The organism is Clostridium sp. MSTE9 (genome assembly GCF_000277625.1).
GTDB lineage: Bacteria > Bacillota > Clostridia > Oscillospirales > Acutalibacteraceae > Faecalispora > Faecalispora jeddahensis.
The window spans coordinates 1-24,841 of record NZ_AKFU01000034.1 but is presented as its reverse complement, the minus strand read 5'-3'; the positions used below and the strand labels follow the sequence as shown (position 1 = coordinate 24,841).

Here is a 24,841-nt window from a genome sequence, read left to right as displayed (position 1 = left end):
GGGTCTCCTATCTGATAATCACTCTTTTGGCCATCTCCCTGCCGATTCCGATTCGCGAGCCTTTTACATTCACAAGAAAATAGTCGTTAAACTTAGACACAACCACAATCGCCGTGCCCGCAATAAACCCAAGGGATTCCAGATAATGCTTTATTTTCTCACTGCCGCAGATGCGCACAATGGTATATGAAGTTCCTGTTTCGGCTAAAAGCAAAGGCATAGTATCCCCCCAACAAGCCAGTGTTAGCATGAACTAACTTTAGCTTTTATCTTATCACGCAGTCTTTTAAAATACAAGTATCAGACGTGCGAAATCGCGCGAAACGCCGCTTCTCTTGTCAATCAGACACGCCCGCTGAAAAACAGGCCGGCCCATAAAAATCATGAAAAATAAGACGGCGAACGCAGCAAAGGCAGGAGGATTTCCATTGTATGTAACTGGGCCTTGCAGAGACCGACGCAGTAAGTAAAATAATAAAGCCATGTTTCGGCTGTGCAGCTTTTCAAACGGCCTGAAACGTCAAAAAGCCCGGGGAACAAATTGTTCCCCGGGCTTTCATTCATACTGTAAATCAGTCCTCCGGCTTGTCGGAATCGACCAGATAGCGCGAAAGCTGTTCCAGAAGCTCCGGCCCCACCCGCGCAACAATTCTCAAACCATGCTCCGTGAATTCTTCCTCCTGCAATGCACCGTCCTTGCGCACGCGGGCGGCCAGGCCGCTTTCTGCAAAAGGGAGAAGCGCCTCTACCTGCACGGTGCGAACCGGCAGGTTGCGCTCGACCGTTTCGAGCAGCTCGTCGATGCCCGCCCCCGTAACTGCGCTGATGCGCACGGCGTTGCCGATCATGGGTACGGCGCCGAGCTCCGGAACCAGGTCGCACTTGTTGAGCACCGGAATGACCGGGCGGTCTTTCCAGCCCAGCTCCGCCAAAAGGGCGCGCGTCACTTCCAGGTGAGTCTGCGCTTCGGGACTGGACGCATCGCAAACGTTCAGAATCAAATCCGCCAAAGCGGCCTGTTCAAGCGTGGAGCGAAACGCGTTGACCAGATGGTGCGGCAGCCTGCGTACAAAGCCAACCGTATCGATCAGCATCACGGTAACGCCGCTGGGCAGCTTTAAAGCCCGGGCCGTGGGGTCGAGCGTTGCAAACAGCTGATCCTTCGCCAGAACGCCCGCCTGTGTCAGATAGTTCATCAGCGTGCTTTTCCCGGCGTTCGTATAGCCGACGAGAGCAACGGTGATCACTCCGTCCTTCTGGCGGCGGCGGTTGATCTGCTCGCGGTGTTTTTCCACCTCTTCCAGCTGCTCTTTCAGGCCCTCGATCCTGCGGCGGATGTGCCGGCGATCGGTCTCGAGCTTCGTTTCGCCAGGGCCGCGCGTACCGATTCCGCCGCCAAGACGCGACATCGCGATGCCCTTGCCGCTCAGGCGCGGCAGCAGATAGCGAAGCTGGGCAAGCTCAACCTGGAGCTTGCCCTCCTTTGATTTTGCCCGGGCGGCAAAAATATCGAGGATCAGCATCGTGCGGTCGATCACGCGCACCTTTGTCAGCTCATCCAGATTGCGGATCTGGGTAGGCGAAAGCTCACAGTCGAAAATGAGCAAATCAATTTCGTAGCGTGTGCAGTAATCGGCAATATCCTCGGCCATGCCAGAGCCAACACATGTTGCGGAGTCAGGCGAAGGGCGCTTCTGCACCATCGAGCCAAACGGTTCCGCACCCGCGCTCCGTGTGAGCTCGTACAGCTCCGCCATTGAGGCCTCTACGTCGTATTCTCCTGTATCTACCGCCACCAAAAGCGCACGCTCGGGGCGAACTTCATTTTCAAACAATTCCATGGTAAGCTCCTATCCGCAGCCCGGAAAACGATCCCATTCCGGGAATGATTTGTACCTTATCATAGTATAAAAACGCCAGTTCGTCAATCACCGTTACCGCAGAGCCAGGTAAACGTACTGCCCGTAAAGCTTGTTCAGATTCAGCATCACACCGCCCGCCTCGGGAGTTGTTTTGCTCTGCTTAAAGGTCACCCTGTTCCCGCTGACAGCCACACCCTGGGTATTGCCCCACGGTGTGGCGATCCCGCTGTTTACCACTATATAGCTGCCGGAAGCGCTGTAATCGGCCAGCGGTTTTTCTTTTGAAAACACAAACACAAGCTTCGGTTCAAAATCGAGCGTAATCGAAGCCTCTTCAGTCCCTGTCCCCGCACGGCTGCCCGCTACCAGACCGTCGCTGAGTTTCAGCCGGTCGGCCTCGGTCAGATGCAGCACCATATCGGCCAGGTGCCCGCTGATCACCGTATCCAGGATCGTATTATCCTGTACAAAATCCTCTCGCCGGGGCTTATCGGTGTCTACCCAGCTATTTAGCCCCAGCTGGGGCGTTTTATTCGTGGACGGCATTCTGATTCCCTCCCAGTTGTTTCCATCATTCCAGCTCTCGAATCTGTTCCCAGGTGTATCCGGGCTCCTCGAGCTGCTGAAATGTTTTTTCCGTTTCCTGCAGATAGGCCCAAGTCACTTTTCCGAAATCAAAAATGATTTCCAGATGGGCGGGCAGAAAGCGCAGCGCGGATTGCTTTAAACGGTACCGCGTTACCTGCTGATCCAGCACTTCATAGCAAATGACATACAGCTTCTGTTCACGAGGAGCCTCCCAAAGCTCTGCGCGCAGTCCTATGGAAAACAGCGCGCGCTCCACGCTCTCTTTGGTGTTGTCGTTCACCGTCACCGCGCCGCGGTACAGAAGCATTTCGCGCCGCAGCTCCAGCGGCAGATCAGTGCGCTCCGAACCAAAAGCAAGCTCCCGCATCGCAAGACCCAATTCCTCGGCCGTTTCGACAAACGCTTCCTGCGTCAGGCTTTCGAGCGCCTGATAGACCAGATCAAGCCCTTCAGCCGCAGCGGAAAGCTCCGCCTCCACCCGGCTTTCGCCGTCCATTCGGTACAGCCGGAGCGGCAAGAGCTTTTCCCGCATGGAATCCATCGCCCTCATGCTATACCACGCTCCCCATCTGCTGCACATACACCGGGTCGGGCACCGCCAGCTGCGCAATCTCCATCTTTTTATCCTTGGTCAAGGTCTCGTCAAAATGATAATTGCGAATCAGCCCGGTGTCGATCAATCGCCTGCCGAGCTGCGCCAGAATGACGGATTCCCCGACGGAAAGCTGATCGAAATACGACTGGATCACCTCGAGGGTTTGGCTGGTGGCCGCTGCAAGGGTACACCCCGGTACAGGATCGATGTATATGGAAATTGGGAAGCCCACCAGCTCCGGCGAATGCACCGTTACCTCTACGTTTACCTCGCGCAGGCTGTTCAGCTCCGATTGTATTTTCGTCAGCAAAGCCTGCGGCGGGGCTGCGCCCCGGCCCGCGGCGTAGATGGCGACAGTTCCGCTGCCGTCTGCTCTGGGCAGAACGCTTGCGGACTGAATCCCGTCGTACTGCACCACATAACTGCGGTAAAATTCCGCGTTGGTGCCGTTTGGCAGCACCTCATAGCTTTTCAGCAGGCGCTTGCGCAGTTCCTCGTCGGTTTCCTCGTCGGCGCCGCCGGTAAATGCCTGCGGATTCGCTACAGTCTCCACACCTGCGGGGGGCGTGAGCAAAAGCGTCACGGTTCCCGCCGCTGCGTTGGATTCTTTGCCCCCCTGCTGCGATACCGCCGGCCCCTGTGCCGTCTGCGCACCGGCGGGGAGCGTGATATCCTGCGTTGTTTCAAAGCGCGGGCCGGCCTCGCCCGAAACGGCGCAGACCGTGCCTTTCGGGATCAGCACATCATACGGCAGGGTGCCGGAGCGCCCGAATACCAGCGTTCCGGAGGAAGGCGTCGCGCTTTTGCGCGAAAGTCCGCGCTGTGCTGCGTGCATCATCAGGTATTCCCCCTGCGCTGTTTGCGGGAACATCTGATTTTTCAGCCATTCCACCCCGTTCAGCAGGGAATAGACTTCGCCTGCCAGCACTTTAAGCCGGATTCCCAAATCAGACGCATCGTCTGCGGAAAAACCCGCCAGCTCCTGAAAGGTTTGCTGCATCCGCTCCAAAACAGAGCCGTAACTTTCCATTGGATTACCCCTCCTGTCCTGTCAGTTCCAGCGAAATGGTGCCCGGGCCAAAGGAAGTGGAAAGCTCCGCCACAAGGCGCGCGCGTCCCCCGCCGAGAGGTGTGCAGACGACCTGCTCCACCGAAACCCCCGGCAGCGCTGCGAGCGCTTCCTCCACAAGCTCGCGTGCCCTCGCGCTCAAATCCGCGCCGGACATCACCAGCGTGTGCAGCCTGCTGCCAAGCTCCGGGTCATACGAAAAACTGCCGCGCGGTACCGTAAGGCGAATCAAAGCCCGCTGCAGAAGTTCTTCTCTGCCTCTGACGGAGCCCGGCAGGCCGTTCACCCCAACCGCAAAATCGCCCTGATCCAGCCTGATGTCCATTACGATCCCCCCGCAGCGGAAAAGGTCTGGCCGTTGATGACCACCTCGCCGGAATTTTTCAGGCAGATTCGCGCCCCACCGGCAGAAAAGAGCAGAAGCTCGCCGGGCTCAAGCCCTCCGGCCTCCACAACGGTACCGGCGCAAACCGGGTTTTCCGCTCCGCCGAGGATCACCGCCCTTGCCCCTGCCGGGGGCAGATACGCGATTCCCCAGGGAGCCGCCAGCGCAAGGCGGCGGTATTCGGTTTCTCCCTGCGCGGCGATACGGGCGTCCTGACCACCTGTCACTTCACCCGAAACCACCGTTCTTTCTGAAATGCGCGAAGCAGCCATTTTCTCCGAAATCCACATCCTGTTTCCTCCTTTACTCCGCGGCACGCCGCAACGTGACGGTACAGAGCATTCCGCCGGTATTCAGCTCATACTCCACGTTCCACACTCTGAGCCCTGCCACACGGCCAAGCAATCTGTCGCTCAGTTCCGCGTTGCTGCCCGGCTGCACATCGGGCCAGCCAGGTAATGCCAGCGTGTATTCCAGCGACTTGTGCCGCGCGTTTGCAAGAACCTGCTTCGCACTGACCGCCGAGGAAGCACTCAGGCAGCGCCTGCGGCGAATGCCATCGCGCAGCGCCTGTTCATCCGTGAGTGAAACGGTATACCGCCCATCCTTGGCCGAGCGAACCAGAAGCTCGCTGATTCTCTCATATTCCCTGCGCGTTCTGGTCAGGGAAAGATACGTCAGCCCCCGCACGGAATCTCCAAACCAAAGTATACCGCTCTCTTCCGATTCGCCGACCGTCAGCTCGTCCCCCTCCTGCAAAACGGGAGAAGCGCTCCACACCCGGCGGCAAAAGCTTTCGAGCACCTGCCATTCACTCATGCCCTTTGTTACCGTAAACTCACCGATTTTTTCCGTACCGCTTGGTACCCGGTACCGCAAAAATCCATATGGCGCGGCATGGCGGGCAAACACGGTAGAAAATGGCGGGGAGTAATACGTCTGCGGCACCGCCTCATTGTCGAGCAGCAGCGCCGCAAGGCTCCGTCCCTCGACGCGCAGAAAGGCTCCTTTGGGTGAAATCTTCTCCTGCTGTACGTCCACGGGGCCGAAAAATATGATTCTCTCCCCATCCGAAACCCGCAAGCGGTACAGCGGGGGCAAAGCTCTCCAGGGGAATTCCCCCACCAGCTCGTCCGCGGGTGCTCCCGCGCCACGGCTGATGTGAACGGACAGCGGCGTGCCAAGGGAACAGACCTCCCCCTGTGCCGTGATTCCCTCAAATTTCACGGAATCACCACCCTCTCGCCTTCGCGCAGATAGTTCGGCCAGCGGATCGCCGGATTTTTCTCCAGCAGCTGCTGCACGGTGACAGAGTAGTACGCGGCGATCCGCCACAGATCGTCGCCCTCACGGCATTCGTACACCTGCCCGGAAAGCAGGTTCCCGGCAGCTTCCGCCGCGCCGTCCTCCCAGAACACAAAATGGTAACGCACAAGGTCCGGCTCGGGGTTGCCGATCAGTTCGAGCGTGACAAAGCGCGCGAAGAACGGCGGAACATTCGGCAGGGTCAGCACGGCCCGTTCCGTTTTTTCCAGCTCCCCATACAGCTTCTGGAACTGCCCGATGCAGTCCGCACCATAAAACTCGCCCTCGCCCTCCACCACGCGCTTCTGTACGCCGTAATCCTGCAAGATGCTCCCGGCAAACGGCGCCTGCAGCTCCCGCACCGCTCTGCGGCAGCTCACCGTCAGATGCTCGGGATTATGCGGCCAGACGTATTCCCCGTATTTCATCGGCTGCAGCTTCATGTCAGCTCCTCCTCCGAAATCGGGTGAGGATAGCGCCGATAATCCCGCTCCAGCACGCGGCTGATTCGTTCGGCCTGCTCCCTCTCCTGCACAGCGGAAACACTCCCGACAAGGTCTTCGGTTTCGTTCATATCGGCTCCTCCTCTCTGCTCCTTTTCCGGGCGGTCATCACGGCATGCTCTGCCAGAAAGCCGTTCCCGGCATCCGCCTGCTCCGTCAGCTCCTGCCACTCGCAGCCGCTGTATACGGTGCGTACGCCGTCCTGCACGGTGACAAGGCGAAAATCGCTCATCTCCCAAAGAGACGAGCGGCTGATGCTCTGCCCCAAACCACTCAACTGAGAAAGCTCCAGACGGTACGAGGGGGAAAGGTCCAGCCAGGCCACCGGCTCCGCCTCGCCAAACGCGCGGATTGCTCTGCGCTCTTTGACACACACGCATTTTACAGCGCTTGCGGAGGCGACCCTCTCGCCGTTCAGCTCAATGGATACGCTCTGACGCTTCGGCACCAAAAGCTCCATGTTATCCCCCGCTTTCCCGGCAGTATGCCGTCATGCCCACCTCGGCGCTCATTCGGAACGCTTCGGCGGCTTCGGAATACTCCACCTTCCCGCAGGAGATGGTCTGCAGACACAGCCCGTTTTCACCGAACAACAGCGCGTCGCTGATGCGCGAAAAGGCGTCCACACACGCTGTGCCGCCCATCGCGCGGGGAGCGGAAATCCAGATGCTGACCGTCAGCTCCGCCCGGCGCAGGGATTCATCCAGCGAGGCGGGGACAAAACGCACCGGCAGGATTTTGAACACGGCGCTGATGCCGTCTGACTTTCCCCGCCTGTTCTCCCACGCTGTCGAAAACCGGATATCCCGAAGGGACTCCCTTTCCTGCAGTTGCCGCAGCAGCTCCTGCTCCAGCAAATCAAATTCCGCCATCTGTTTCCTCCCCCGGCAGTTCCCGCAGAACCGCCCATACATATAAAATCCGGTTCCCCGCCAGAAAGCCCTGCGCGCGAATGACCTTGTATTCCTTTTCCGCGCAGCGCAGCATCGCGCCGTTCATCTGGTCCAGCCTACAGTCCGGCGGGCCGATGTAAAAGAAATGGGAATTGTCAAAGTACCCCTCCGGCATCCATGCGTCGTCGAGGTAAACCTTGTTCTTGTAGTTCATCGCCTGAATCATGGCCCGCACGGTCACCGGGCTTTCTCCCGGTACCGTAACCACCGTTTCGCTGCCATACCGCTCCAGCATCCGCCGCAGAAATGCCGCCCGCGTCATGAGCGCACCTGCCTAAAATAAAATTCCTCGTCACGCAGGTAAGGGGCGGCGGCACGGCGCGCCTCCAGCCAAAGTCGGCGGGCCGCTTCCATTCCGGCAGAGCTTTTTGTCACACGGACGTCTCCGGCGGTAAAATCACTCTCCGGGGTGCTGGACTGCGCTACGGAATAGCGATAAAAGGCCAGGGCGGCGGCAGCGGCGTTCAGAAGCGCCGCCCCCTCCTCCGCTCCGGTGAGTACCTGAGCGTTCAGCTCCTGCATGGCCTCTTCACACATCCCCTGCCAGGGCTGCGCTTCTTCCGGGGAAAGCCCCGAAAGGCAAAGAAACCGTTCCAGAATCGCCTGCTGATTCATCGGCTTTCCCTCCTATCCTTTTATTCTCCAGTATAGCTGACGGCGCGGCATGCCCCGGCAAAGATCTTCGCAAACCCGGCAATCACACTGATGGAAGCGCGCTCCAGCTGGCGGTCGATCAGCTTGTCAGAATCGGTCAGCACATCCCCGGCCTGCACCATTTCCAGCGCGCAGTTCTTATCAAGGCCGATCAGGCGGCTGCCGGAAAGCGACGGCACATGCAGCAGCTTTGCGCCAAGCGGCGTAGCCAGCTTGCCGGTACCCTGAAAATCAAGTCCAGCCACGGAATCCTGAAACTCCTTCAGGTTCAGAATATCCTCTATCGCCGGGGTAGAGGCCAGAATGGTGTTCAGCTCGTAGGGCTGCAAAGCGCTCCACAGGCTGACCATGTTTTGATACGAAAATTCGCCGGTCACATCCGTCACCGGGGCGGGATTGCCGTTTCCGTCGCCGTCGAGCAGTACGTTTACCGCGTCGTCAAGCTGTGCGCGGGCGATATACGCGCCGATCTGCCGCAGCGTGACGGTAAACAGGTCCAGCTTCTGAAAGCGCAGCGCTTCATACGACGCCACCAGCATGCGCCCGCGCTTGTGCAGGCGCACCAAATTTTCCTGTGTTTTGACCACCGTGCGGGGGATTTCCGCACCCTCGACCACCGGCAGAAGCTCTTTGTCCTGCGGCAGGGGATCGGAGGTGATCGTGCGATAATCCATCGAGTTGATTTTCGTTACCGTCGCCACAATGCCGGGCAGCAGATCGGCCCGCTCCATTCCCTGACGCACCGCGCGCGAAACATATTCGGGGAAAAGTGCCGCGCTGTCGCTGGTCTGAAAGAATTTTTCCACCGGGTCGGAGCCGGGTCCTCCTACGCGGATGTCAAAGCGCTTGAGCTGGCGCTGGTAGGCGTCCAGTCCTGACAGAGGGGTACCCTCGTAATTCGTAGAGGGGTCTAGCTCCTCCAGAGTCCGGGTAAAGCCCTTACCCGTTGTATACATTCCCTTTTCCAATTTGAGCGTATCATAAAAAGCCATGTGTTCTCCTCCTTTTCCGTTACAGAATCACGCCGCATACCGCGGCGGAAGTATCCACGTCCACAACCAGAAACTGCCGACCAGCCGCGTCCGTCTTGATCTTGCCCGCACCGTCGCCCACAAGCGTCTGGTAGCCGACCGCCGGGGCCGTGCCTGTGTAGGGCAGCCGCACGTACCCGGCCAGCTGCACGGCGGCAAATCCGTCGCGCACATTTACCGCAACGCCGCAGAACGCCTTTCCCGCGGCGCAGGGGGCCACCGCTCCGTTTGCGCTCATCATCACCGGCACTCCGGCCAGAACTCCTTCCGTCGCTTCAAAGGTAACGAGCTTCTCTCCATACCCGCCAAATGCTACTTTCATGCTCTTTCCTCCCGTTTCTGTATTAAATTCGGAACATGTCGTTTCCGCTGTCTACTGCCTCCAGATGCTCCGGCGCCAGCTGAGGACGCAGCGGCAAAATGCCCTCCGCCTGCTGTTTGAGCGCTTTTTCCAGCGAGAGCAGATCCTCGAGCGGCATACTCTGCGCCGCACGGCCCATCACCTCCGCCGGGATTCCTGTTTTACCGAGTGCGCACAGCCTCACCACATTTTTGCTCACGCTTTCGCGGTACTGCCTGCCGCTCTCCGCCAGAGCCTCCAACTGCTCCAAATGTTTTTCAAGCTCCCCGGTCTGCGTGGCGGTCAGCGTTATCTGTTCCCCTGCGCGCAGCGACTTCCTGATTTCCTCCATCAAATCCGTTTTCTCCTTTCCGGGCCGAAAGGCCTTGATCACCCCGGCTGCCCGCTGGGCGGGTACCGCAACAAACGACCATTCGTAGGCGTCCGCCGGCTCGTCGAGTACGGTACAACAGATTTGCTCCCGTCCCTCGCCGCCATAGCTGCGCCCCTTCACATGCCCGCACGGCTGCTTCACCCGATCCGCTCCGCAGACGGAACAGGTGGATTTCCCCACCGCGCAGCCCACGCTGACCTCCTTTTTGATTCCCGATTCGAGCTCCAGAATCAAATCGGCATTTTTCTCCGTTTTCGGCAGATAAGCCCTTGCCACCAGCCGGGTGTACGGCTCGCCCGCTTGTGTTTTTTTCTGCGGGTCGGTTTCCACGTGGGTGGAAAAAATCCGAGTGGTCTGGTCGCCGCTTTTCATGCTGTGGTCGAACAGCCCGGTTTTCCCGAGGAACAACTCCCCCAGCCGGTGCAGCGCCGGGATCGTGAAGCGCTCGAAATCGCGGTCGATCTCGTTGTCGCACAGCACTACCGAAAACACATATAGCTCTTCGGGTGAAAATTCCCGCCGGGTGTAGCGACCAATCTGCCGAAGCTCCTCCACAGAAGCCGCGCTCTGCGCGCTCTTGATCACATAGCCCTCTCTCATGCTCTTCCCTCCTTTTCCTTCTGAACTTCCCATTCCAGCTTCGCTGCCTGCGCGTTTTTGATCCTTGCCCCTGCCAAATCTACCGTATCCTGCAGGCTGATATCCTCCCAGATGATCTCCATCTGCTCGGAATATCCGTTCAACAAAAGCCACATCCGGCAGATTTTCTCGATCACCGGCTCGAGCAGGCGGCGGTAGCTTTCCAGCTCGCTGGTGAGAAGGTCGGCCTGCTGAGAGGACATCCTCTCGGTCGACGACCACGAAAGCCCCAGCAAAAACGGCGGCACGCCCAGCTTCGCCACAATCTGCTCCAAAAGCTGGCGCACGGGGATTTCACTGTCCAGAATCTGATTGTCCGCGCCGATCACCCGGATACTCACGTCGCCCACAGCGACAAAATCGCTCACTCCGGCTCCCGGCTGCATCGCGCGGCTCCACTGGTCGGCGATCTGCCGGGCACGTTCAGCGCCGTAGGCCCGGTCTCCCTCGCCGGAGGGCTTGTAGGTCACCGCAAAACGGGTATTTCCCACACGATCCCAGTTGATGCCGATCGTATGGTAAATTTTCATCAGAACCTCCCCTAAAAAGGGAAGCCCCCGCAGAATCGATACGCCGCGCACCTCCCCCGGCTCGGGATTCAGCGCGGACATCAGCACCAGATTGGGGTGTTTCACCGGCACAGCTTCTCCCGACTGCCCGCGCACACATAGCTGAACCTCCAGCGGATTTTCTCCCCGGCGCAGCTCCAGATGCTCCAGCCGGGCATTGTAAAGCCCCGCGATTCCGCAGGCGTCCGCGCTCAGAAGGATTTCCCCGACAGCGGTGCCGTACATCAGCAGCTGGTCAAGGTAGGTGCATAAAAAGCTCTGGATTCCCGCCTGCGCCGCGCCCACCGGAACATGCCTCAAAAACTCCGTCAGCCCCCGCAGTGCGGCAGTGTCCGGGCATTCCACCTGAAAGGTGCCGATCAGCCGCACTGTCTTTTCCAGCGCGGCGGAAATGATCGGCACCGATTCCCGCAGCGTTCCATACAAACGCTGTTCCCCGCCCGCGAGCGGCGCGTACCGATTCCATTCCCAGCCTGCCTGCCACCCGGAACGCGGGGCTGTCTGCATGGCGGGAACGGCAGGCGGGCTTTTCTTTGTTTTAAACCAACCCATCATACTCTCCTGTCCGGCGCGGCGCAGCTACCGCAAAGCAGCCTTCCGCGTCCTGCTGTAATATTGTCGCGGTAAAATACCGAATGTCGTCCATGGCGTGGTCGTTTTCTTTTATTGGCGCGTCGCGTGTGGAGTCGGAGCTCCACCGGTACAGCGCGAATTCTCGCATCGCGTCGGCGCAGGTGTCACAAATGCAAAGCTGCCCGGCCTTGAGCGCCGCCGCCACCTGACGGATTCCATCCAGCACATCGTTTCTGGCCGGAATCACCCGGAACTCCCCGTGGCGGCGGATGACCGCCATAAAACTCGCGGCGGAGGGGTCGGCCACCACACATTCGATTTTTCTGCCCCCGGCGAGCTGGCACAGCCCGGCGTAATGTTCCTCGTCCGTGCGCTGAAAACCTTCCCGGCGGGAATCGTAGTAATATTCCGCAATCCGGTACCAGCAGCCGTTCTGGCTTCCCCACATCCCAAAGGAGGAGGGGTTTACCGTGCCGTAATCACACGAAATCACGTAGCGTTCCAACGCCTCCTGCGGTACGGGACAAAACTGCTCCTGCGTCATAAAAGGGTACACCAACCCCTCGGCAGCCACCCACTCCCCCAGCACAAAGCGCCGGTAAAACGGACCGGAATACAGCCCACGGTAGCGCTCAAGCATCGCCTCGGACAGCGACGGATTATCTTCCATCTGAAAATGCAGGTACAGCGCGTTCTTTTTCGCGGCGTTCTGAATCCACTCGCGGTAAAACCAGTGCTGCGGATGCTCCGGGTTACAGTTAAACCAAAAGGTCGAGCCCTCCACCGAGCAGCGGGCCAGTGCTTGCTCCACAAACGAGCGGGGCATCAGGGCCACCTCGTCGAACAGAACTCCCGCGAGCGTCATGCCCTGAATCAGTGCGGAGGAGGACTCATCCTTTCCGCCAAACAGGTAAAAGCGGTTTTCGCGCCCGCCCGCCGAGATGGTCAGCAGATTCTCCGAAAGCTTCAGGGAACATTCAAAGCCGTTTTCCCGCAGCACCGGCAGCAGGGGCACGACCAGATTCCGCCGCAGGGAACGAATGGTTTTCCCGCACAGCGCGAATGACTGGCCATCAAACCGGTAAAACGCCCACGCGATAAAGGAAATTCCAAGACAGAGTGTCTTACCGCTTCGCACCGCTCCGTCGCAGATCACCGCGCTGTAATGCTCAAACGGACTGCCCCGGCACCACCAGCTCAGCGCCTGAAGCTGCTTTTTCGAAAAAGGGTGAAACTCCAAACTCAGTCCTCCTCCGGCGAATTCGGCTCAAAGCTGCGCACGCTCTGCTCAAGCGCACGGTAAAAGCCGCCCGGGCCCTCCCCGCGATCCTCATTCATCTGCTCCAAACATTGCAGCGCCTTGATGCGGTCAAAAAACTTGATCTCCATTCCACCGCCCTTGGGGCGCTTGATTTCCGCCACATTGAATAAATCCATCCCGCGAATCTCCAGCTGATCCGGGTCGTCGCAGAACATCAGCCGCACGGCGTCCGCAACCGTGCCAAACGCCAGCTTGTCGTAGCCCCGCATAATTTTTCGCTTCGCCTTATTTGGGTCCGTCATACGCCCTCCTTCCCCGTCTCATTGTCTTGTTTTGTGACAAAGTTCCTCGCCATTCCTACCGACCAACGCAATCTTTACCATTCCTTGCATGGTCTGACAAAGCTGCTTCGTGTTTTCTCGGGATCGGCAGGTTCTGACTCCCCCGGACAAAATAAAAAAACTTTCCCCTAAAAGAGAAAGCATTCAAAAATATTTTTTATTTTTCCGCGAAGCAGGGAAAAAGAGAGCACAAATTGTAGAATCATTCAAAATATATACTATATGTATATTTCGGTTTCTTTTCCCAGAAAAAACACTTGACATTTTCACACGATCGCGCCATACTGTATATATAGTATATATACAGTATTCGGAAAGGAGAGCGCCGTGGATATTCTCATCAGCAATTCAGACAGCAGACCCATCTACGAACAGATCACACACCAAGTGAAAAACCAGATCATCAGCGGCAAGCTGAAAGAGGGCGACGCTCTGCCGTCGATGCGCGTACTGGCCAGGGAACTGCAAATCAGCGTGATCACCACGAAGCGTGCTTATGAAGATCTGGAGCGCGACGGCTTCCTGATCACCCGGGCCGGCAAGGGCAGCTTTGTCGCAGCACGCAACGTTTCGGCCATTCAGGAGGAACACCTGCGCCAGATCAGGGAGCTGATCTCACAGGCCGTGCGGCTGGCACAGGCCGGCTCTATTTCCCTTGAACAGCTTTCTGAACTTCTCAATCAACTTTATAAAGGAGAATCGATATGAAGAATTTACTGGAAGTACGCGGCCTGACGAAGCGTTTTCCCTCCTTTGCCTTACAGGATGTCAGTTTCTCTATTCCCGGCGGGAGCATCATGGGGATGGTAGGCGAAAACGGCGCCGGTAAAACTACCACCATTAAACTGCTTTTAAATGAGCTGAAGCCCGACGGCGGCGAGATTCGGATTTTTGGCTCCAACGCGCAAAAGGAAGAGCGTAAAATCAAAGAGCAGATCGGCGTGGTATTCGACGACTGTTATTTTCCCGGGGAGTTCCATTCCCGGCATATCAGCGATCTGCTAAAAAGATTTTTCAAAGACTGGGATGAACCGCTGTACCAGTCCTATTTGGAAGAATTCAATCTCCCGCGTGATCAGCTGATCAAAGATTTTTCCAAAGGAATGCGGATGAAGCTTTCGATTGCCGCCGCGCTGGCTCACCATCCCCGCCTCCTGATCCTGGATGAAGCCACCAGCGGGCTCGATCCTGTGATGCGCAGCGAAATCCTTGATCTGCTTTTGGAATTCATTCAGGACGAAGAGCATGCCGTGCTCTTCTCCTCGCACATCACCGCCGATCTGGAGCGGATTGCGGATTATGTCACCTTCATTCACGAAGGCAAAATACTGCTGAGCGGCTCAAAGGATGAAATCATGGATTCTTATGGCGTTGTAAAGTGCGGCGCGGAGGAATTCGGCCGCCTGCCGAAAAGCGATTATCTGCGCAGCCGAAAGAATTCCTTTGGCTGCGAGGCACTGATCAAAGACCGGCCGGGATTTGTAAAGCGCCACCCCGGGCTGATGGTAGACCCGGCCAGTCTTGACGACATTATGGTGTTCTATGGGAGGGAGCAAAAACGATGAAAGGTTTATTGATGAAGGACCTCATGATCTCCAAACGAAGCCTTCTGGCTTTCAGCGCGATTCTTTTGCTGCTGTTTTTCATCTCAATGGTGGTGCATTCCGATTATTCCCTTCTCGGTGACGGGACGTTGTCTTTCATGACCATTTATTTCACAGTGTTTTTGTCCATCAATCTGTTTGCATATGACGAAGCCTGCAAGTGGAATCTTTACGCACTTTCCTTACCGGTCAGCAAGCGTCTGTTGGTACTCGGCAGGTACGTCTACTTATTGTTGGCAATCCTTGTGGCCACTTGCCTTTCCTTCGCGTTCTCGGCGGCTGCAGGCAATCTGTTCCATGCGGAAACCATTCTTCAAATTCTAAGCTCTATTGGGATGTCGTTCATTCTAATCGGCATTCTGGCTCCCCTGATGTACCGCTTTGGCACCCAGACCGCGCGGATCCTGCTGATGGGCGTTTTTTTGCTTGTCTTTCTACTGATCTATCTTCTGCAAAAACTGCCGTTCTCAATCTCCGGACCAGGTGATCTGTCCATTGTTTTTCTGGTAGCGGCTGCCTTCGGGGCTTGTGTTCTCCTGTTCTTTCTATCCTATCTGATTTCCTGTAAAATCATGGAACAGAAGGATGTCCAGTAAAGGAAGGGGCCGGTTACTTTTCTGCGGAATCGCGGGGAGCGGAAGGTACCCGTCCCAGTTCCCACGAATCATATCTCTCCGCATTCTTTTCCCTGCATCCGCAGCTTCTGCAAAGAAAGGAGTAAATCACTTTGAAAGGCTTATTGTATAAGGATTTTGTTCATCTGCGCAAATTCCTGCTCGCCGGGCTGTTTTTAATCGTGTTTTCCCTTGTTGGCGTCTGGATCTTTCTCAATCGGCTGGGAGAAAAAGATTTTGCCTATGGCTTCATCGTTTCGGCTTCGACGCATTGGCTTACTTTGATAACGGCTTATTTTGCTTTTCAGAGGGACGAAAGGAACAAGTGGAATGTCTATGTACTGTCGTTTCCGGTGGACAAAAGACTGCTGGTGCGCAGTCGGTACCTGTTTCTGTCCTGTATTCTCCTTACGGGCAACCTGATGGGTTTTTCTCTCTCTGGATTTTCCTATGGTTTTACTCAGGAGGTATTTCTAGAGCACTGCGGGATGATCGGTCTCACGCTTCTGCTGCTCAGTGCCTTTTTACCGGCGGCCTACCGAAAGGGCTCGCAGGACGCGATCTGGATTCTGGTTCTTTGCTATATTTTATTGAATGTTTTTGACTTGATTTTCGGTCTTATCGGTCGTAATACGGAAATCCTGCTCCTTCTTAATACTTTGGTTTTCCACCAGGCCCCAGTTTTCGGTCTTTTTTTTGCGCTCCTGCTGTTTTGGGGCTCTTACTTCCTTTCCTGCAAGGTACTCGAAACAAGCGATGTCTCTTAATCCAAAATCCTTCATTTTAGAGATAAAATTTTTCTATAAAATAAATTTCACAACGGCCGACCTGAATCAAAAAGCGATTTGGGCCGGTTTTTTCGTCGGATCGCACCACGTTTTTATCAATTGTTGTAAGCCCTTACAAAAATAGCAAAGTTTTTTTGTCTGCCCCTCTCCCGCTTCCAGATTGACAGAGTTCGACAAGTCTTATATAATTGTCTCAGTCACATATTGGAAAATTTTAACAATCGATTTTATTTTTTTGAGACCATTGCCGAATGACTTTGCGGCTAAGATAAAAATTGTTGCTTTGGAGGGCCCTCATGAAAAATCTATCCATTCCCAAAAAACTGACTGTCAGCTTTACCTTAGTTGTTGTTTTATTCAGTGTGATGATCGCCTGTATTGTCATGTTCGGGATGAAATCGATTGCAAACTCTCTGAACAGCTTCTATCAAGGGCCGTATCAAACCGTAACCGCATCGGAAGATTTGAACAAATCACTCAACGCACAGCAGAAATATCTGCTGATGTATTTGACAAACGACGACCAGGATTCCATTGTCGGGTATCAATCCGAACTGAGAAGGCTGGATCTGGCGATGCAGTCTGACATAGCGATCTTAAAAAACAACCTGACCTTACAAGAAAATCAGGACAAGCTGAATCTGCTGATCGCCAACTCAACCACCTTAAAAAGGCTGAGCGAGCAGCTGCAAAACATGTACAGCCGCGGAGAAGTGGAGTCCGCAAAAAAGCTGTACTACTCCGATTTTATTACGATTGCCAACGCATCCCAAACTCTTTCTTCCACACTCAGTTCATCCTCTAAATCCGTGGCGAACCAATTTTATATCAGCGCTTCCAAAACCGAAAAGCAAACGTATCAGATCATTGCCGTTTTCAGCGCCGCCATCCTCGTTTTTATCATTTTGATCTGTATCTATATTGTCCGTATCATCACAAAGCCGATCAAGCAGATCGAGTCCGCCATGCTCCGCTTCTCTGAGGGAGAGCTGGATGTGGATATCCCCTATGTTTCAAAAGATGAGCTGGGGGTTCTGGCAGAAGGCATGCGTACTGTATCCGGGAATCTGAAAGCTTACATTGACAACATTTCGTACGTGCTTGGCGCCATTTCAAAAGGCGACATGACCGTAACCGTTGATGTCGATTACAAAAATGATTTTGCGCCGATCAAGGAGGCTCTGGTCTCCATTGTGGATTCCCTGAACAGCACCCTTTCACAGGTTCAAGTTGCCGCCAGCCAGGTTTCTACCGGGGCAGAGCAGGTATCCCTGGGTGCACAGACTTTGTCGCAGGGAGCCACAGAGCAGGCCAGCTCGATTGAAGAGCTCGCCGCCACCATCAGTGAAATTTCCGATAAGGTAAAGGCCAATTCTTCCAACGCGCAAACCGCCAGCTCGCATGCGGATGAAACAGCCCGCGTGATTCAGGACGGCGACACGCTGATGCAGCAGCTTGTGGGGTCGATGTCTGAAATGGAAAAGACCTCTACCGAAATCAACAAGATCATCAAAACCATTAACGATATTGCCTTCCAGACGAATATTCTGGCCCTGAACGCAGCGGTAGAGGCCGCCCGGGCCGGTTCCGCGGGACGAGGCTTCTCCGTCGTGGCGGAGGAAGTCCGGAACCTGGCAAGCAAAAGCGCCCAGGCTGCCGATAACACCACTTCTCTGGTCGAAAACACCCTTTCCGCCATCCAAAACAGCACCACGCTGGTAGACAAGGTACGCAAGTCTCTTGATGCAATCGCAAAGAGGTCCTCCGACGTCACCGTTCTGATTCAGGATATCGCGGTCTCCTCACAGGAGCAGACCGGCGCGATCGATCAGGTCAACGAAGGTATCAATCTGATTTCCGGCGTCGTACAGACAAACTCCGCTACCGCAGAAGAAAGCGCAGCCGCCAGTGAAGAGCTGTCCGGTCAGTCCGAAATCATGCTCAGCCTGGTCAACGTGTTTCAGCTAAGAGAAGGGGCCACCGTCGAACCCGTGCAGATCTCCGACCTCCCAGAAGATCCCGGGTATTCCGATTTTCCGCTTTTCTCCGACGAGCCCGACCTCTTTTCGGAAGAAGAATCCGCCGAGCTTGCTCCGTTGCTGTGAGAAAGAAAGAAACAGCTTCAGACATATCCTCCTGATAGATTCATAAAAAGCGCACCAGATCGGTTTTAAATCCCGATCTGGTGCGCTTTTTATTCAGCCGAGTTTTAGACCCGGTTTATTTTACGCTCTGCTGTGTTTCGCCGTTGTCGGCCAACAGCGTAGCTGTTACTTCAAAGGTCTTGCCCTGCTGGCCAATCGCGCCCGGACGGTAAAGCGTCATTTTCATCGTATCCCCCGGCTTATGCAGACCCAGCTTCTGGTACAGCTCCGTCATGGTCGAGATCGACGTGCCGTCCACCTTTGTAATAATGTCGTTCACCTTCGCCTCTGTCCCCTGAAATGCACTCTCGGAATCGATCGAAACGATAACCACCCCCTGCGGCCAGCCCAACTGCTGCTGCAAGCTGGTCACCTGATTCGCGCCAATGCCCAGACGAGCCCGCCCAGACACATACCCGCTCTTGATCAGGTCATCCACAATGCTTTTGGCGCGCGCGATCGGGATGGAAAAGCCCATTCCCTCATAGCCCTCCGCCACAAGCTTCGAGGTGTTCACACCGACCACCTGTCCATACAGGTTCAACAGCGCGCCGCCGGAAGCCCCGGGGCTGATCGCCGTGTCGGTCTGAATATACGTCATGTTCGCCTTGTCGCTGTATCCCACCGAACGATTCAGACCCGAAACAACGCCGCGGGTCAGCGAGCTGGCAAAGGTCATGCCGCCCGGGTTGCCGATTGCCAGAACCCAGTCGCCGACAGCCAGTGAATCGGAATTTCCGAAAGCAGCCACAGGCAGATTTTTTGCATCGATTTTTAGGACCGCCAGATCCGTCGTTTTGTCAAAGCCGACCACCGCTGCGTTGTACTGGCTGTTGTCGTGCAGAATCACGCGCAGCAGCGAATGGTTTTTTGAGTCCTTGATCACATGCGAATTCGTGATGATATAGCCGTCCGAACGGCAGATGATCCCCGAGCCGGAACTGGTCCCCTCCTGCGTTTCGCAGACCACACCGATAATGGAGGGAGATACCTTCGCGTAAATCTCTTTCGCGGTGCTCTCCCCGCCCGTGGGCGCAGACGCAATCGCCAATCCCGCAAATTTGGGGTCGGCCAGCGTTCCGGTCGGCGCAGGCTCCGCGTCTTCCACACTCTGAGAAGGCTCCGCAGATTCCGGCGGCGCCTCGGAAGGCCCCTGCGGCGGCTGCGAAGAAGCCGAGGAATCGTTTTTCTCCGGTAAAAGCGCCGTATAAACGCTGAGGCTGAAAAACCCAAGCACAAAAACGGCGGTTAAGGTCACGAGCGCGCCGATAAACAGACGGTAGCCCCTGCTCTTCGGCGGTTTTGGGGTATATTCCGGCTGATGAAACGGCCCCTTGCCCGCTCCCTGCCCGTAAGGCGCATAGACCCGCGGGGGCTGATAGCCAAACGGCATCTGTTGCCCTTGCGGCGGATAGGGCGGATACCCATACGGCGGGTATGGCGGGTAACCCGGATACTGCTGCCATCCGTTTTGCGGATACCCGTACGGTGCCTGCGGCGGCTGACCCGGTGCAGGGTTCTGCTGTTCTCCGCTCTGCGCGGAACCATAGGGGTTATACGGCGGTGCCCACTGGCCCGGCGCGGTATCCTGCCGTCCCTCGCTCTGCGCGGAACCATAAGGACCATACGGCGGCCTTGGCTGCTCCGCCGCGGGATTCTCCTGTTCCTGTGCGGGGTTCTTCTGCGGTTCACCCGGTGCGTCTGTTTCTGGGTTCGGGTTCTCTTCGTGCACCTCTTCGGGCGCTCTATCCGCGGCGGAACTCTCTTTCTCCGGCTGTGCCGGGGGAGGTTCCTCCGCTTCCGGAATCGGCGCATCTGAATCGGAACCTGCATCCGGCTCTCCGGCCGGATCATCACTAGGCCCCTGCGAATCTGTCCGCTCCAAATCCGGCAGGCTGCTCTGCGGGGGATCCTTTTCCTCTTCGGCCGCGCTTTCGGAATGCGTTTCCTTCTGTAAGAAAAACTCTTCCAAAGTATCCGGCCAGGGCTTTTGGGATTTCTCTGCCTCGTCGGCTTCTCCCTGCCCGTCGGGTTTTTTCCACTGAAAATCGTCCATGCTCATCCCCCCGTAAAATGGTTTACCCCTTCGGCTCCTTTTTATCCTTCGAAAGCTCCTTAAACGGCGCATCCTCAGCCTCGGCCTTGATCTGTTTTTCCTTGTTTTTCGGCAGCCAGAACTGGAATTCGCAGTATTCGTTCTCCACGCTCGAAACCGTGATCTCGCCGCCGTGCAGCCCGATGATGGTGCGTACGATATACAGGCCAAGCCCCATCCCGTTCTTATCGTAGCTTCTCGATTTATCCGTTTTGTAAAAACGCTCGAAAATCATGTCGACCTCGTCAGGCGGGATTCCCGCGCCGCTGTTCTTCACACGAACGATGTCCCGGTCGGCTTTATCCTCCACATGAATCTCGATGTATCCGCCGTTGTTGGTAAACTTTACGGCATTTTCAATCAAATTATACATCACCTGATGAATCATATCCGGGTCGCCGTCGACGAACAGGCTTTCCGCATCCTCCAGTCCGCGCACCTCCAGGTGCTTGTCCTCAATCGCCTTTTCAAACGAAAGCAGAGCCGAAAAGATGGTGTTCGTCAGATCAAAGCGTCCAGGCCGCAGCTTCAGCTCGCCGTTGTCGATGCGCGAAAGATCGAGCATCGTGCGCACCAGCCGCGAAAGGCGCTTGACCTCGGTGGAAACGATCTTCAGGTATTTTTCCTGCTGCTCCGGCGGAATCGTCCCATCCAGTATGCCGTCGATGAACCCGGCGATGGTCGTCATCGGCGTTTTCAGCTCGTGCGACACGTTGGCGATAAAGTTGCGGCGCACCGTTTCACCGGAGGCCAGCGAAGCCGCCATGTTGTTAAATGCCAGCGCCAGCTGGCCGATTTCGTCGTTGCTCGTCACCGGAACACGCACCGAGAAATTTCCCTCGCCAAAGCTGTGCGCCGCCAGCGACATTTCATGCAAAGGCCGCACCAGCCGGTACGAAAACAGCCACACCATGATGAATGACAGCATAAAAACCGCCGCCGCGGCAATCAGGAACATCCGCAGCGCTTCTGTGCGGTACACCTGCAAGGAATAGATGTTGGAGGCGGTAAATACCGCTCCGATCGTGACAGTCGTACCGTTGTCACCCAGCACCTGAATGGGCACGCCCACAATGTAATGGGGCTGCTGGTAAATCCCTTTGAGGGTACCGGTACCCATATAGCCGCCATTGATCACCTGAGTCATGATGTCCGCGCCCACAACGCCGGCTCCTACCTCCCCGCTGCCGGTATAGGCCGAGAGAAGGCGGGCTCCGTTTTTATCCGTTACGAAAATATCCGCGTCAATATTCACCGAGAACGCAGAGATAAACGCCTGCATGCGTTTGCCGTCCACCATGTATTGATTGTTCTGGATCATGATCACGCTTTCCGACGCCACAGCCGCAACGCTCTGAGCATTTTTACTCAGCAGCTCCCGCTTTTCGTCCTGCCAGTAGCGCGAAATAAAGCTGATCATCACCACGCCCAAAAAGATAAAGCTGACAAAAATGATCGTCAGTGTGATGCGCAGATACTTTTTAAACAGAGTTTTTTTCACTCCGCGAGACGCCCCTTCTCCATTTCAATCCATCCTCCCATGCAGGGAGCAACAGACGGTCTTGCCGCCGCCGAGAAATACGGCGCCGCTTATTCCTTGACCTCGAATTTATAACCTACGCCCCAAACGGTTTTCAGGGCCCATTTCTCTGAAACGCCCTCCAGCTTTTCGCGCAGGCGCTTTACGTGTACATCTACTGTGCGGGAATCGCCGTAATAGTCGAAGCCCCACACCTCATCGAGCAGCTGGTCACGCGTAAAAACACGGTTCGGGTTGCTGGCCAGGTGGTAAATCAGCTCCATCTCTTTGGGGGGCGTGTCCACCTGAACGCCGTTCACACGCAGCTCGTAGTTCGTCAGGTTGATCGAAAGCTTGTCGAACTTCACTTCCTTAATCAACTCGTCGCCATTCTTGCCCACGCGGCGCAGCACCGCCTTAATGCGGGCCACAACCTCTTTGGCCTCAAAGGGTTTTACCACATAATCGTCCGCGCCCAGCTCCAAACCGAGCACCTTGTCGAATACCTCGCCCTTCGCCGTGAGCATGATGATCGGGCACTGAGACTTCTTGCGAATCTCACGGCAAACCTGCCACCCGTCAAGCTCCGGCAGCATAATGTCCAGAAGGATCAGATCCGGGTTCTCTGCATCGAACAGATCCACCGCTCTTTTGCCGTCATTGGCGATCGCCACGTGAAAGCCTTCCTTTTCCAGATACAGCCGCAGCAGCTCGCAGATGTTCTGGTCATCGTCGACTACCATAATTTTTCCTGCCGCCATAGTATTCTACTCCTTCCGTCCTGTTTATATGAACATTCAAAATCACTTCTGCGGGATTTCCGTACGGTACTACGGGCACAACGCGCCGCTGAAAAATCAGCCTCAAAAGCGCCGCGCCACATACCGTAATGATATCTTGATTCGCCGCGCATCCTAACCGCAAACACTTTTGCAGTTATTATACCAGATTATTATACTAAAATGGGCAATAAAAAGGATGAATATTTTTTAAAGCTTTCACCCGGCGGCATACGCTCTGCGGGCCTTTGCAGCTGTTTTGGGCTGGGATGCCGAAATTGCCCGCTTCTTTTTTGTTCCGGATATTTTTGCAATAAATTCACTTGCAGGAAATGCGGTACAATGGTACACTGTAATGTATGGCTCGCAGGAGGGATTCCCGAAATGAATAAACTCACAAAACTGTGGAGGTTTCTCACTTCACCAGAGATGCTTTCCTACCTGGTATTCGGTGTTCTCACCACACTGATCAACATTTTGCTGGCCGGCCTTTTGTACGATGTTCTGCACTGGAACCTGTACGTGGCCAACACGCTGGCTTGGGTCGCTTCCGTCGCGTTTGCCTTTTTCACCAATAAGCTGTTCGTGTTCCAAAGCAAAAGCATGGCGCCCGCGGTATTGATGCGGGAATCGATGTCTTTTCTGGGGGCGCGCCTGTTTTCACTGGGCGTCGATACCCTCGGCATGGGGCTTTTGGTGGATTTACTTCACTGGAATTTCTGGGTGGCCAAAATCCTGATGAACGTGATTGTGGTCATTCTGAATTACATTTTCAGCAAGCTGCTGATCTTCAACCAGAAAAAATAAAGGGGCGCAGCCAGCGTCCCGAAATTGGAGGATGAAACATGCTTAAGAACAGCGAAAAAACGATGGACAAAATTGTCAGTCTGTGTAAAAACCGGGGATTTGTCTATTCCGGCTCCGAGATTTACGGCGGACTCTCCAACACCTGGGATTACGGCCCGCTGGGAGTGGAATTTAAAAATAATGTAAAAGCGGCATGGCGGAAAAAGTTTGTGCAGGAAAGCCCCTACAACGTCGGGCTGGATTCCGCGATTCTGATGAACCCGCAGGTATGGGTTGCCTCCGGCCACGTGGGCGGATTCTCTGACCCGCTGATGGACTGCCGCGACTGCCACACCCGTCACCGCGCGGACAAGCTGATTGAAGAAGCCGGCGGCGACGCAAACGGCATGACCTTCGAGCAGATGTCCGATTATATCAAAGAGCACGACATCGCCTGCCCCGACTGCGGTTCGAAGAACTTTACCGACATCCGCAAGTTCAACCTGATGTTTAAAACCTTTCAGGGTGTTACCGAGGACGCGAAGAACGAAATCTTCCTGCGCCCCGAAACCGCTCAGGGTATTTTTGTAAACTTTGTAAATATCCAGCGCACCACCCGCCGCAAGATTCCGTTCGGCGTGGCGCAGATCGGCAAATCCTTCCGCAACGAAATCACCCCCGGCAACTTTACGTTCCGCACCCGTGAGTTCGAGCAGATGGAGCTGGAGTTCTTCTGCAAGCCCGACACCGACCTCGACTGGTTCTACTACTGGAAAGACTACTGCAAGGACTGGCTCTTAAATCTTGGCCTGAACGAAGAGAACCTGCGCCTGCGCGACCACGAGAAGGAGGAGCTTTCCTTCTACTCCAAGGCGACAACAGACATCGAGTTCCTGTTCCCGTTCGGCTGGGGCGAGCTGTGGGGCATCGCAGACCGCACCGACTACGACCTAAAGCAGCACCAGAACCATTCCGGCAAGGCGCTGGATTACTTTGATTCCGAAAGCAACGAGCGCTATATCCCCTACGTCATCGAGCCGTCCCTCGGCGCAGACCGTGTTGCGCTGGCCTTTTTGTGCGACGCGTACGACGAGGAGGAGCTCGGCGAGAACGACAGCCGTATCGTCATGCACCTGCACCCGGCGCTTGCGCCGTACAAGGCGGCCATCCTGCCCCTCTCCAAGAAGCTGAATGAGAAGGCTCAGGAGGTTTACGCGAAGCTTGCCAAGCACTTTATGGTCGATTACGACGATGCCGGTTCCATCGGCAAGCGCTACCGCCGTCAGGACGAGATCGGCACCCCGTTCTGCCTGACCTATGATTTCGAAAGCGAAACCGACGGCTGCGTCACCATCCGCGACCGCGACACCATGCAGCAGGAGCGCGTTTCCATCGACAAGCTAGTGGAATATATCGAAGCCAAAATCGAATTCTGAATTTTATTCTCTAA

At 55.8% G+C, this 24,841-nt stretch carries 30 protein-coding genes; 7 read left to right on the top strand and 23 right to left on the bottom strand.

Annotated features, from left to right (window positions below; translation table 11 throughout):
• Positions 1-7: 7 nt before the first annotated feature.
• From HMPREF1141_RS08580 to HMPREF1141_RS08485, 20 genes are all read right to left on the bottom strand, one after another.
• Positions 8-220, bottom strand: coding sequence for a FeoA family protein (locus HMPREF1141_RS08580; protein ID WP_009063384.1), 213 nt, complete (start codon positions 218-220; stop codon positions 8-10).
• Between the two features lie 352 nt (positions 221-572).
• The gene (hflX, locus tag HMPREF1141_RS08570; RefSeq protein WP_009063358.1) at positions 573-1,841 is read right to left on the bottom strand and encodes a GTPase HflX; all 1,269 of its coding nucleotides are present in this window, start codon (positions 1,839-1,841) and stop codon (positions 573-575) included.
• Between the two features lie 93 nt (positions 1,842-1,934).
• Positions 1,935-2,408 carry a hypothetical protein gene (locus HMPREF1141_RS08565; protein WP_009063206.1) on the bottom strand — a complete coding sequence of 158 codons (474 nt, stop codon included), beginning with the start codon at positions 2,406-2,408 and terminating at the stop codon, positions 1,935-1,937.
• A gap of 25 nt (positions 2,409-2,433) precedes the next feature.
• On the bottom strand, positions 2,434-3,000 hold the full coding sequence (locus HMPREF1141_RS08560) for a hypothetical protein (protein ID WP_035316825.1): 567 nt from the start codon (positions 2,998-3,000) through the stop codon (positions 2,434-2,436).
• Position 3,001: 1 nt separating this feature from the next.
• Positions 3,002-4,075: a baseplate J/gp47 family protein gene (locus HMPREF1141_RS08555; protein ID WP_009063236.1), complete on the bottom strand. Its 1,074-nt coding sequence runs from the start codon at positions 4,073-4,075 to the stop codon at positions 3,002-3,004.
• A 4-nt stretch (positions 4,076-4,079) separates the two neighbouring features.
• Positions 4,080-4,439 carry a hypothetical protein gene (locus tag HMPREF1141_RS08550; RefSeq protein ID WP_009063281.1) on the bottom strand — a complete coding sequence of 120 codons (360 nt, stop codon included), beginning with the start codon at positions 4,437-4,439 and terminating at the stop codon, positions 4,080-4,082.
• Positions 4,439-4,789 carry a hypothetical protein gene (locus HMPREF1141_RS08545; protein WP_009063377.1) on the bottom strand — a complete coding sequence of 117 codons (351 nt, stop codon included), beginning with the start codon at positions 4,787-4,789 and terminating at the stop codon, positions 4,439-4,441. Before HMPREF1141_RS08545 ends, HMPREF1141_RS08550 begins: the two co-directional genes overlap by 1 nt.
• Before the next feature lie 13 nt (positions 4,790-4,802).
• Complete coding sequence (locus HMPREF1141_RS08540) at positions 4,803-5,726, bottom strand: hypothetical protein (RefSeq protein ID WP_009063290.1); 924 nt, start codon at positions 5,724-5,726, stop codon at positions 4,803-4,805.
• On the bottom strand, positions 5,723-6,247 hold the full coding sequence (locus HMPREF1141_RS08535; protein WP_009063298.1) for a LysM domain-containing protein: 525 nt from the start codon (positions 6,245-6,247) through the stop codon (positions 5,723-5,725). The genes HMPREF1141_RS08540 and HMPREF1141_RS08535 overlap by 4 nt, the downstream gene beginning before the upstream one ends.
• Positions 6,244-6,378, bottom strand: coding sequence for a hypothetical protein (locus HMPREF1141_RS17795; protein WP_009063283.1), 135 nt, complete (start codon positions 6,376-6,378; stop codon positions 6,244-6,246). Before HMPREF1141_RS17795 ends, HMPREF1141_RS08535 begins: the two co-directional genes overlap by 4 nt.
• Positions 6,375-6,767 carry a hypothetical protein gene (locus HMPREF1141_RS08530; protein WP_009063251.1) on the bottom strand — a complete coding sequence of 131 codons (393 nt, stop codon included), beginning with the start codon at positions 6,765-6,767 and terminating at the stop codon, positions 6,375-6,377. Before HMPREF1141_RS08530 ends, HMPREF1141_RS17795 begins: the two co-directional genes overlap by 4 nt.
• A gap of 1 nt (position 6,768) precedes the next feature.
• Complete coding sequence (locus HMPREF1141_RS08525; protein ID WP_009063351.1) at positions 6,769-7,179, bottom strand: hypothetical protein; 411 nt, start codon at positions 7,177-7,179, stop codon at positions 6,769-6,771.
• A complete protein-coding gene (locus tag HMPREF1141_RS08520; protein ID WP_009063212.1) occupies positions 7,166-7,522 on the bottom strand; it encodes a hypothetical protein in 357 nt (118 codons plus the stop codon). Before HMPREF1141_RS08520 ends, HMPREF1141_RS08525 begins: the two co-directional genes overlap by 14 nt.
• The gene (locus HMPREF1141_RS08515) at positions 7,519-7,875 is read right to left on the bottom strand and encodes a hypothetical protein (protein WP_009063275.1); all 357 of its coding nucleotides are present in this window, start codon (positions 7,873-7,875) and stop codon (positions 7,519-7,521) included. The genes HMPREF1141_RS08520 and HMPREF1141_RS08515 overlap by 4 nt, the downstream gene beginning before the upstream one ends.
• A gap of 20 nt (positions 7,876-7,895) precedes the next feature.
• Positions 7,896-8,906: a cell surface protein gene (locus HMPREF1141_RS08510; protein ID WP_009063289.1), complete on the bottom strand. Its 1,011-nt coding sequence runs from the start codon at positions 8,904-8,906 to the stop codon at positions 7,896-7,898.
• A gap of 19 nt (positions 8,907-8,925) precedes the next feature.
• A complete protein-coding gene (locus tag HMPREF1141_RS08505) occupies positions 8,926-9,267 on the bottom strand; it encodes a hypothetical protein (RefSeq protein WP_009063367.1) in 342 nt (113 codons plus the stop codon).
• Between the two features lie 22 nt (positions 9,268-9,289).
• Positions 9,290-10,279, bottom strand: coding sequence for a hypothetical protein (locus HMPREF1141_RS08500; protein ID WP_009063208.1), 990 nt, complete (start codon positions 10,277-10,279; stop codon positions 9,290-9,292).
• Positions 10,276-11,439: a hypothetical protein gene (locus HMPREF1141_RS08495; protein WP_009063321.1), complete on the bottom strand. Its 1,164-nt coding sequence runs from the start codon at positions 11,437-11,439 to the stop codon at positions 10,276-10,278. Before HMPREF1141_RS08495 ends, HMPREF1141_RS08500 begins: the two co-directional genes overlap by 4 nt.
• Positions 11,426-12,700: a PBSX family phage terminase large subunit gene (locus HMPREF1141_RS08490; RefSeq protein ID WP_009063380.1), complete on the bottom strand. Its 1,275-nt coding sequence runs from the start codon at positions 12,698-12,700 to the stop codon at positions 11,426-11,428. Before HMPREF1141_RS08490 ends, HMPREF1141_RS08495 begins: the two co-directional genes overlap by 14 nt.
• Positions 12,701-12,702: 2 nt before the next feature.
• Positions 12,703-13,023, bottom strand: coding sequence for a hypothetical protein (locus HMPREF1141_RS08485; RefSeq protein WP_009063230.1), 321 nt, complete (start codon positions 13,021-13,023; stop codon positions 12,703-12,705).
• A gap of 366 nt (positions 13,024-13,389) precedes the next feature.
• Here HMPREF1141_RS08485 and HMPREF1141_RS08480 point away from each other — a divergent pair, with 366 nt between their 5' ends.
• The 5 genes from HMPREF1141_RS08480 (at position 13,390) to HMPREF1141_RS08460 (ending at position 18,173) form a co-directional block, all read left to right on the top strand.
• Positions 13,390-13,770 (top strand): GntR family transcriptional regulator, encoded by a 381-nt coding sequence (locus HMPREF1141_RS08480; protein WP_009063329.1) that lies wholly within the window; start codon positions 13,390-13,392, stop codon positions 13,768-13,770.
• The gene (locus HMPREF1141_RS08475) at positions 13,767-14,627 is read left to right on the top strand and encodes an ABC transporter ATP-binding protein (RefSeq protein WP_009063299.1); all 861 of its coding nucleotides are present in this window, start codon (positions 13,767-13,769) and stop codon (positions 14,625-14,627) included. Before HMPREF1141_RS08480 ends, HMPREF1141_RS08475 begins: the two co-directional genes overlap by 4 nt.
• The gene (locus HMPREF1141_RS08470) at positions 14,624-15,262 is read left to right on the top strand and encodes an ABC-2 transporter permease (protein ID WP_009063304.1); all 639 of its coding nucleotides are present in this window, start codon (positions 14,624-14,626) and stop codon (positions 15,260-15,262) included. Before HMPREF1141_RS08475 ends, HMPREF1141_RS08470 begins: the two co-directional genes overlap by 4 nt.
• Before the next feature lie 131 nt (positions 15,263-15,393).
• Positions 15,394-16,047: an ABC-2 transporter permease gene (locus HMPREF1141_RS08465; RefSeq protein ID WP_009063343.1), complete on the top strand. Its 654-nt coding sequence runs from the start codon at positions 15,394-15,396 to the stop codon at positions 16,045-16,047.
• Positions 16,048-16,364: 317 nt separating this feature from the next.
• The gene (locus HMPREF1141_RS08460; RefSeq protein ID WP_009063228.1) at positions 16,365-18,173 is read left to right on the top strand and encodes a methyl-accepting chemotaxis protein; all 1,809 of its coding nucleotides are present in this window, start codon (positions 16,365-16,367) and stop codon (positions 18,171-18,173) included.
• A gap of 115 nt (positions 18,174-18,288) precedes the next feature.
• On the opposite strand, the gene HMPREF1141_RS08455 is transcribed toward HMPREF1141_RS08460, so the two are convergent.
• From HMPREF1141_RS08455 to HMPREF1141_RS08445, 3 genes are all read right to left on the bottom strand, one after another.
• Complete coding sequence (locus tag HMPREF1141_RS08455; protein WP_009063382.1) at positions 18,289-20,268, bottom strand: trypsin-like peptidase domain-containing protein; 1,980 nt, start codon at positions 20,266-20,268, stop codon at positions 18,289-18,291.
• Between the two features lie 22 nt (positions 20,269-20,290).
• Positions 20,291-21,808 (bottom strand): HAMP domain-containing sensor histidine kinase, encoded by a 1,518-nt coding sequence (locus HMPREF1141_RS08450; protein ID WP_009063222.1) that lies wholly within the window; start codon positions 21,806-21,808, stop codon positions 20,291-20,293.
• An 89-nt stretch (positions 21,809-21,897) separates the two neighbouring features.
• Positions 21,898-22,587, bottom strand: a complete 690-nt coding sequence (locus HMPREF1141_RS08445) for a response regulator transcription factor (RefSeq protein WP_009063327.1) — start codon at positions 22,585-22,587, stop codon at positions 21,898-21,900.
• 402 nt (positions 22,588-22,989) lie between these two features.
• On the opposite strand from HMPREF1141_RS08445, the gene HMPREF1141_RS08440 reads away from it, so the two are divergent.
• Both HMPREF1141_RS08440 and HMPREF1141_RS08435 read left to right on the top strand, forming a co-directional pair.
• Positions 22,990-23,412 (top strand): GtrA family protein, encoded by a 423-nt coding sequence (locus HMPREF1141_RS08440; protein WP_009063296.1) that lies wholly within the window; start codon positions 22,990-22,992, stop codon positions 23,410-23,412.
• Positions 23,413-23,450: 38 nt separating this feature from the next.
• Entirely contained in the window at positions 23,451-24,827 is a 1,377-nt protein-coding gene (locus HMPREF1141_RS08435) for a glycine--tRNA ligase (RefSeq protein WP_009063318.1), read from the top strand.
• The last annotated feature ends 14 nt before the right edge of the window (positions 24,828-24,841 follow it).

Excerpts from the sequence above, each read along its gene's own strand:
- HMPREF1141_RS08435 (WP_009063318.1), top strand. The coding sequence starts at position 23,451 with ATGCTTAAGAACAGCGAAAAAACGATGGACAAAATTGTCAGTCTGTGT.
- HMPREF1141_RS17795 (WP_009063283.1), bottom strand. The coding sequence starts at position 6,378 with ATGAACGAAACCGAAGACCTTGTCGGGAGTGTTTCCGCTGTGCAGGAG.
- HMPREF1141_RS08445 (WP_009063327.1), bottom strand. The coding sequence starts at position 22,587 with ATGGCGGCAGGAAAAATTATGGTAGTCGACGATGACCAGAACATCTGC.
- HMPREF1141_RS08535 (WP_009063298.1), bottom strand. The coding sequence starts at position 6,247 with ATGAAGCTGCAGCCGATGAAATACGGGGAATACGTCTGGCCGCATAAT.
- HMPREF1141_RS08565 (WP_009063206.1), bottom strand. The coding sequence starts at position 2,408 with ATGCCGTCCACGAATAAAACGCCCCAGCTGGGGCTAAATAGCTGGGTA.
- HMPREF1141_RS08460 (WP_009063228.1), top strand. The coding sequence starts at position 16,365 with ATGAAAAATCTATCCATTCCCAAAAAACTGACTGTCAGCTTTACCTTA.
- HMPREF1141_RS08485 (WP_009063230.1), bottom strand. The coding sequence starts at position 13,023 with ATGACGGACCCAAATAAGGCGAAGCGAAAAATTATGCGGGGCTACGAC.
- HMPREF1141_RS08530 (WP_009063251.1), bottom strand. The coding sequence starts at position 6,767 with ATGGAGCTTTTGGTGCCGAAGCGTCAGAGCGTATCCATTGAGCTGAAC.
- HMPREF1141_RS08520 (WP_009063212.1), bottom strand. The coding sequence starts at position 7,522 with ATGACGCGGGCGGCATTTCTGCGGCGGATGCTGGAGCGGTATGGCAGC.
- HMPREF1141_RS08515 (WP_009063275.1), bottom strand. The coding sequence starts at position 7,875 with ATGAATCAGCAGGCGATTCTGGAACGGTTTCTTTGCCTTTCGGGGCTT.
- hflX (WP_009063358.1), bottom strand. The coding sequence starts at position 1,841 with ATGGAATTGTTTGAAAATGAAGTTCGCCCCGAGCGTGCGCTTTTGGTG.
- HMPREF1141_RS08545 (WP_009063377.1), bottom strand. The coding sequence starts at position 4,789 with ATGTGGATTTCGGAGAAAATGGCTGCTTCGCGCATTTCAGAAAGAACG.
- HMPREF1141_RS08475 (WP_009063299.1), top strand. The coding sequence starts at position 13,767 with ATGAAGAATTTACTGGAAGTACGCGGCCTGACGAAGCGTTTTCCCTCC.
- HMPREF1141_RS08505 (WP_009063367.1), bottom strand. The coding sequence starts at position 9,267 with ATGAAAGTAGCATTTGGCGGGTATGGAGAGAAGCTCGTTACCTTTGAA.
- HMPREF1141_RS08495 (WP_009063321.1), bottom strand. The coding sequence starts at position 11,439 with ATGGGTTGGTTTAAAACAAAGAAAAGCCCGCCTGCCGTTCCCGCCATG.
- HMPREF1141_RS08510 (WP_009063289.1), bottom strand. The coding sequence starts at position 8,906 with ATGGCTTTTTATGATACGCTCAAATTGGAAAAGGGAATGTATACAACG.
- HMPREF1141_RS08455 (WP_009063382.1), bottom strand. The coding sequence starts at position 20,268 with ATGGACGATTTTCAGTGGAAAAAACCCGACGGGCAGGGAGAAGCCGAC.
- HMPREF1141_RS08555 (WP_009063236.1), bottom strand. The coding sequence starts at position 4,075 with ATGGAAAGTTACGGCTCTGTTTTGGAGCGGATGCAGCAAACCTTTCAG.
- HMPREF1141_RS08440 (WP_009063296.1), top strand. The coding sequence starts at position 22,990 with ATGAATAAACTCACAAAACTGTGGAGGTTTCTCACTTCACCAGAGATG.
- HMPREF1141_RS08525 (WP_009063351.1), bottom strand. The coding sequence starts at position 7,179 with ATGGCGGAATTTGATTTGCTGGAGCAGGAGCTGCTGCGGCAACTGCAG.
- HMPREF1141_RS08500 (WP_009063208.1), bottom strand. The coding sequence starts at position 10,279 with ATGAGAGAGGGCTATGTGATCAAGAGCGCGCAGAGCGCGGCTTCTGTG.
- HMPREF1141_RS08550 (WP_009063281.1), bottom strand. The coding sequence starts at position 4,439 with ATGGACATCAGGCTGGATCAGGGCGATTTTGCGGTTGGGGTGAACGGC.
- HMPREF1141_RS08470 (WP_009063304.1), top strand. The coding sequence starts at position 14,624 with ATGAAAGGTTTATTGATGAAGGACCTCATGATCTCCAAACGAAGCCTT.
- HMPREF1141_RS08580 (WP_009063384.1), bottom strand. The coding sequence starts at position 220 with ATGCCTTTGCTTTTAGCCGAAACAGGAACTTCATATACCATTGTGCGC.
- HMPREF1141_RS08560 (WP_035316825.1), bottom strand. The coding sequence starts at position 3,000 with ATGAGGGCGATGGATTCCATGCGGGAAAAGCTCTTGCCGCTCCGGCTG.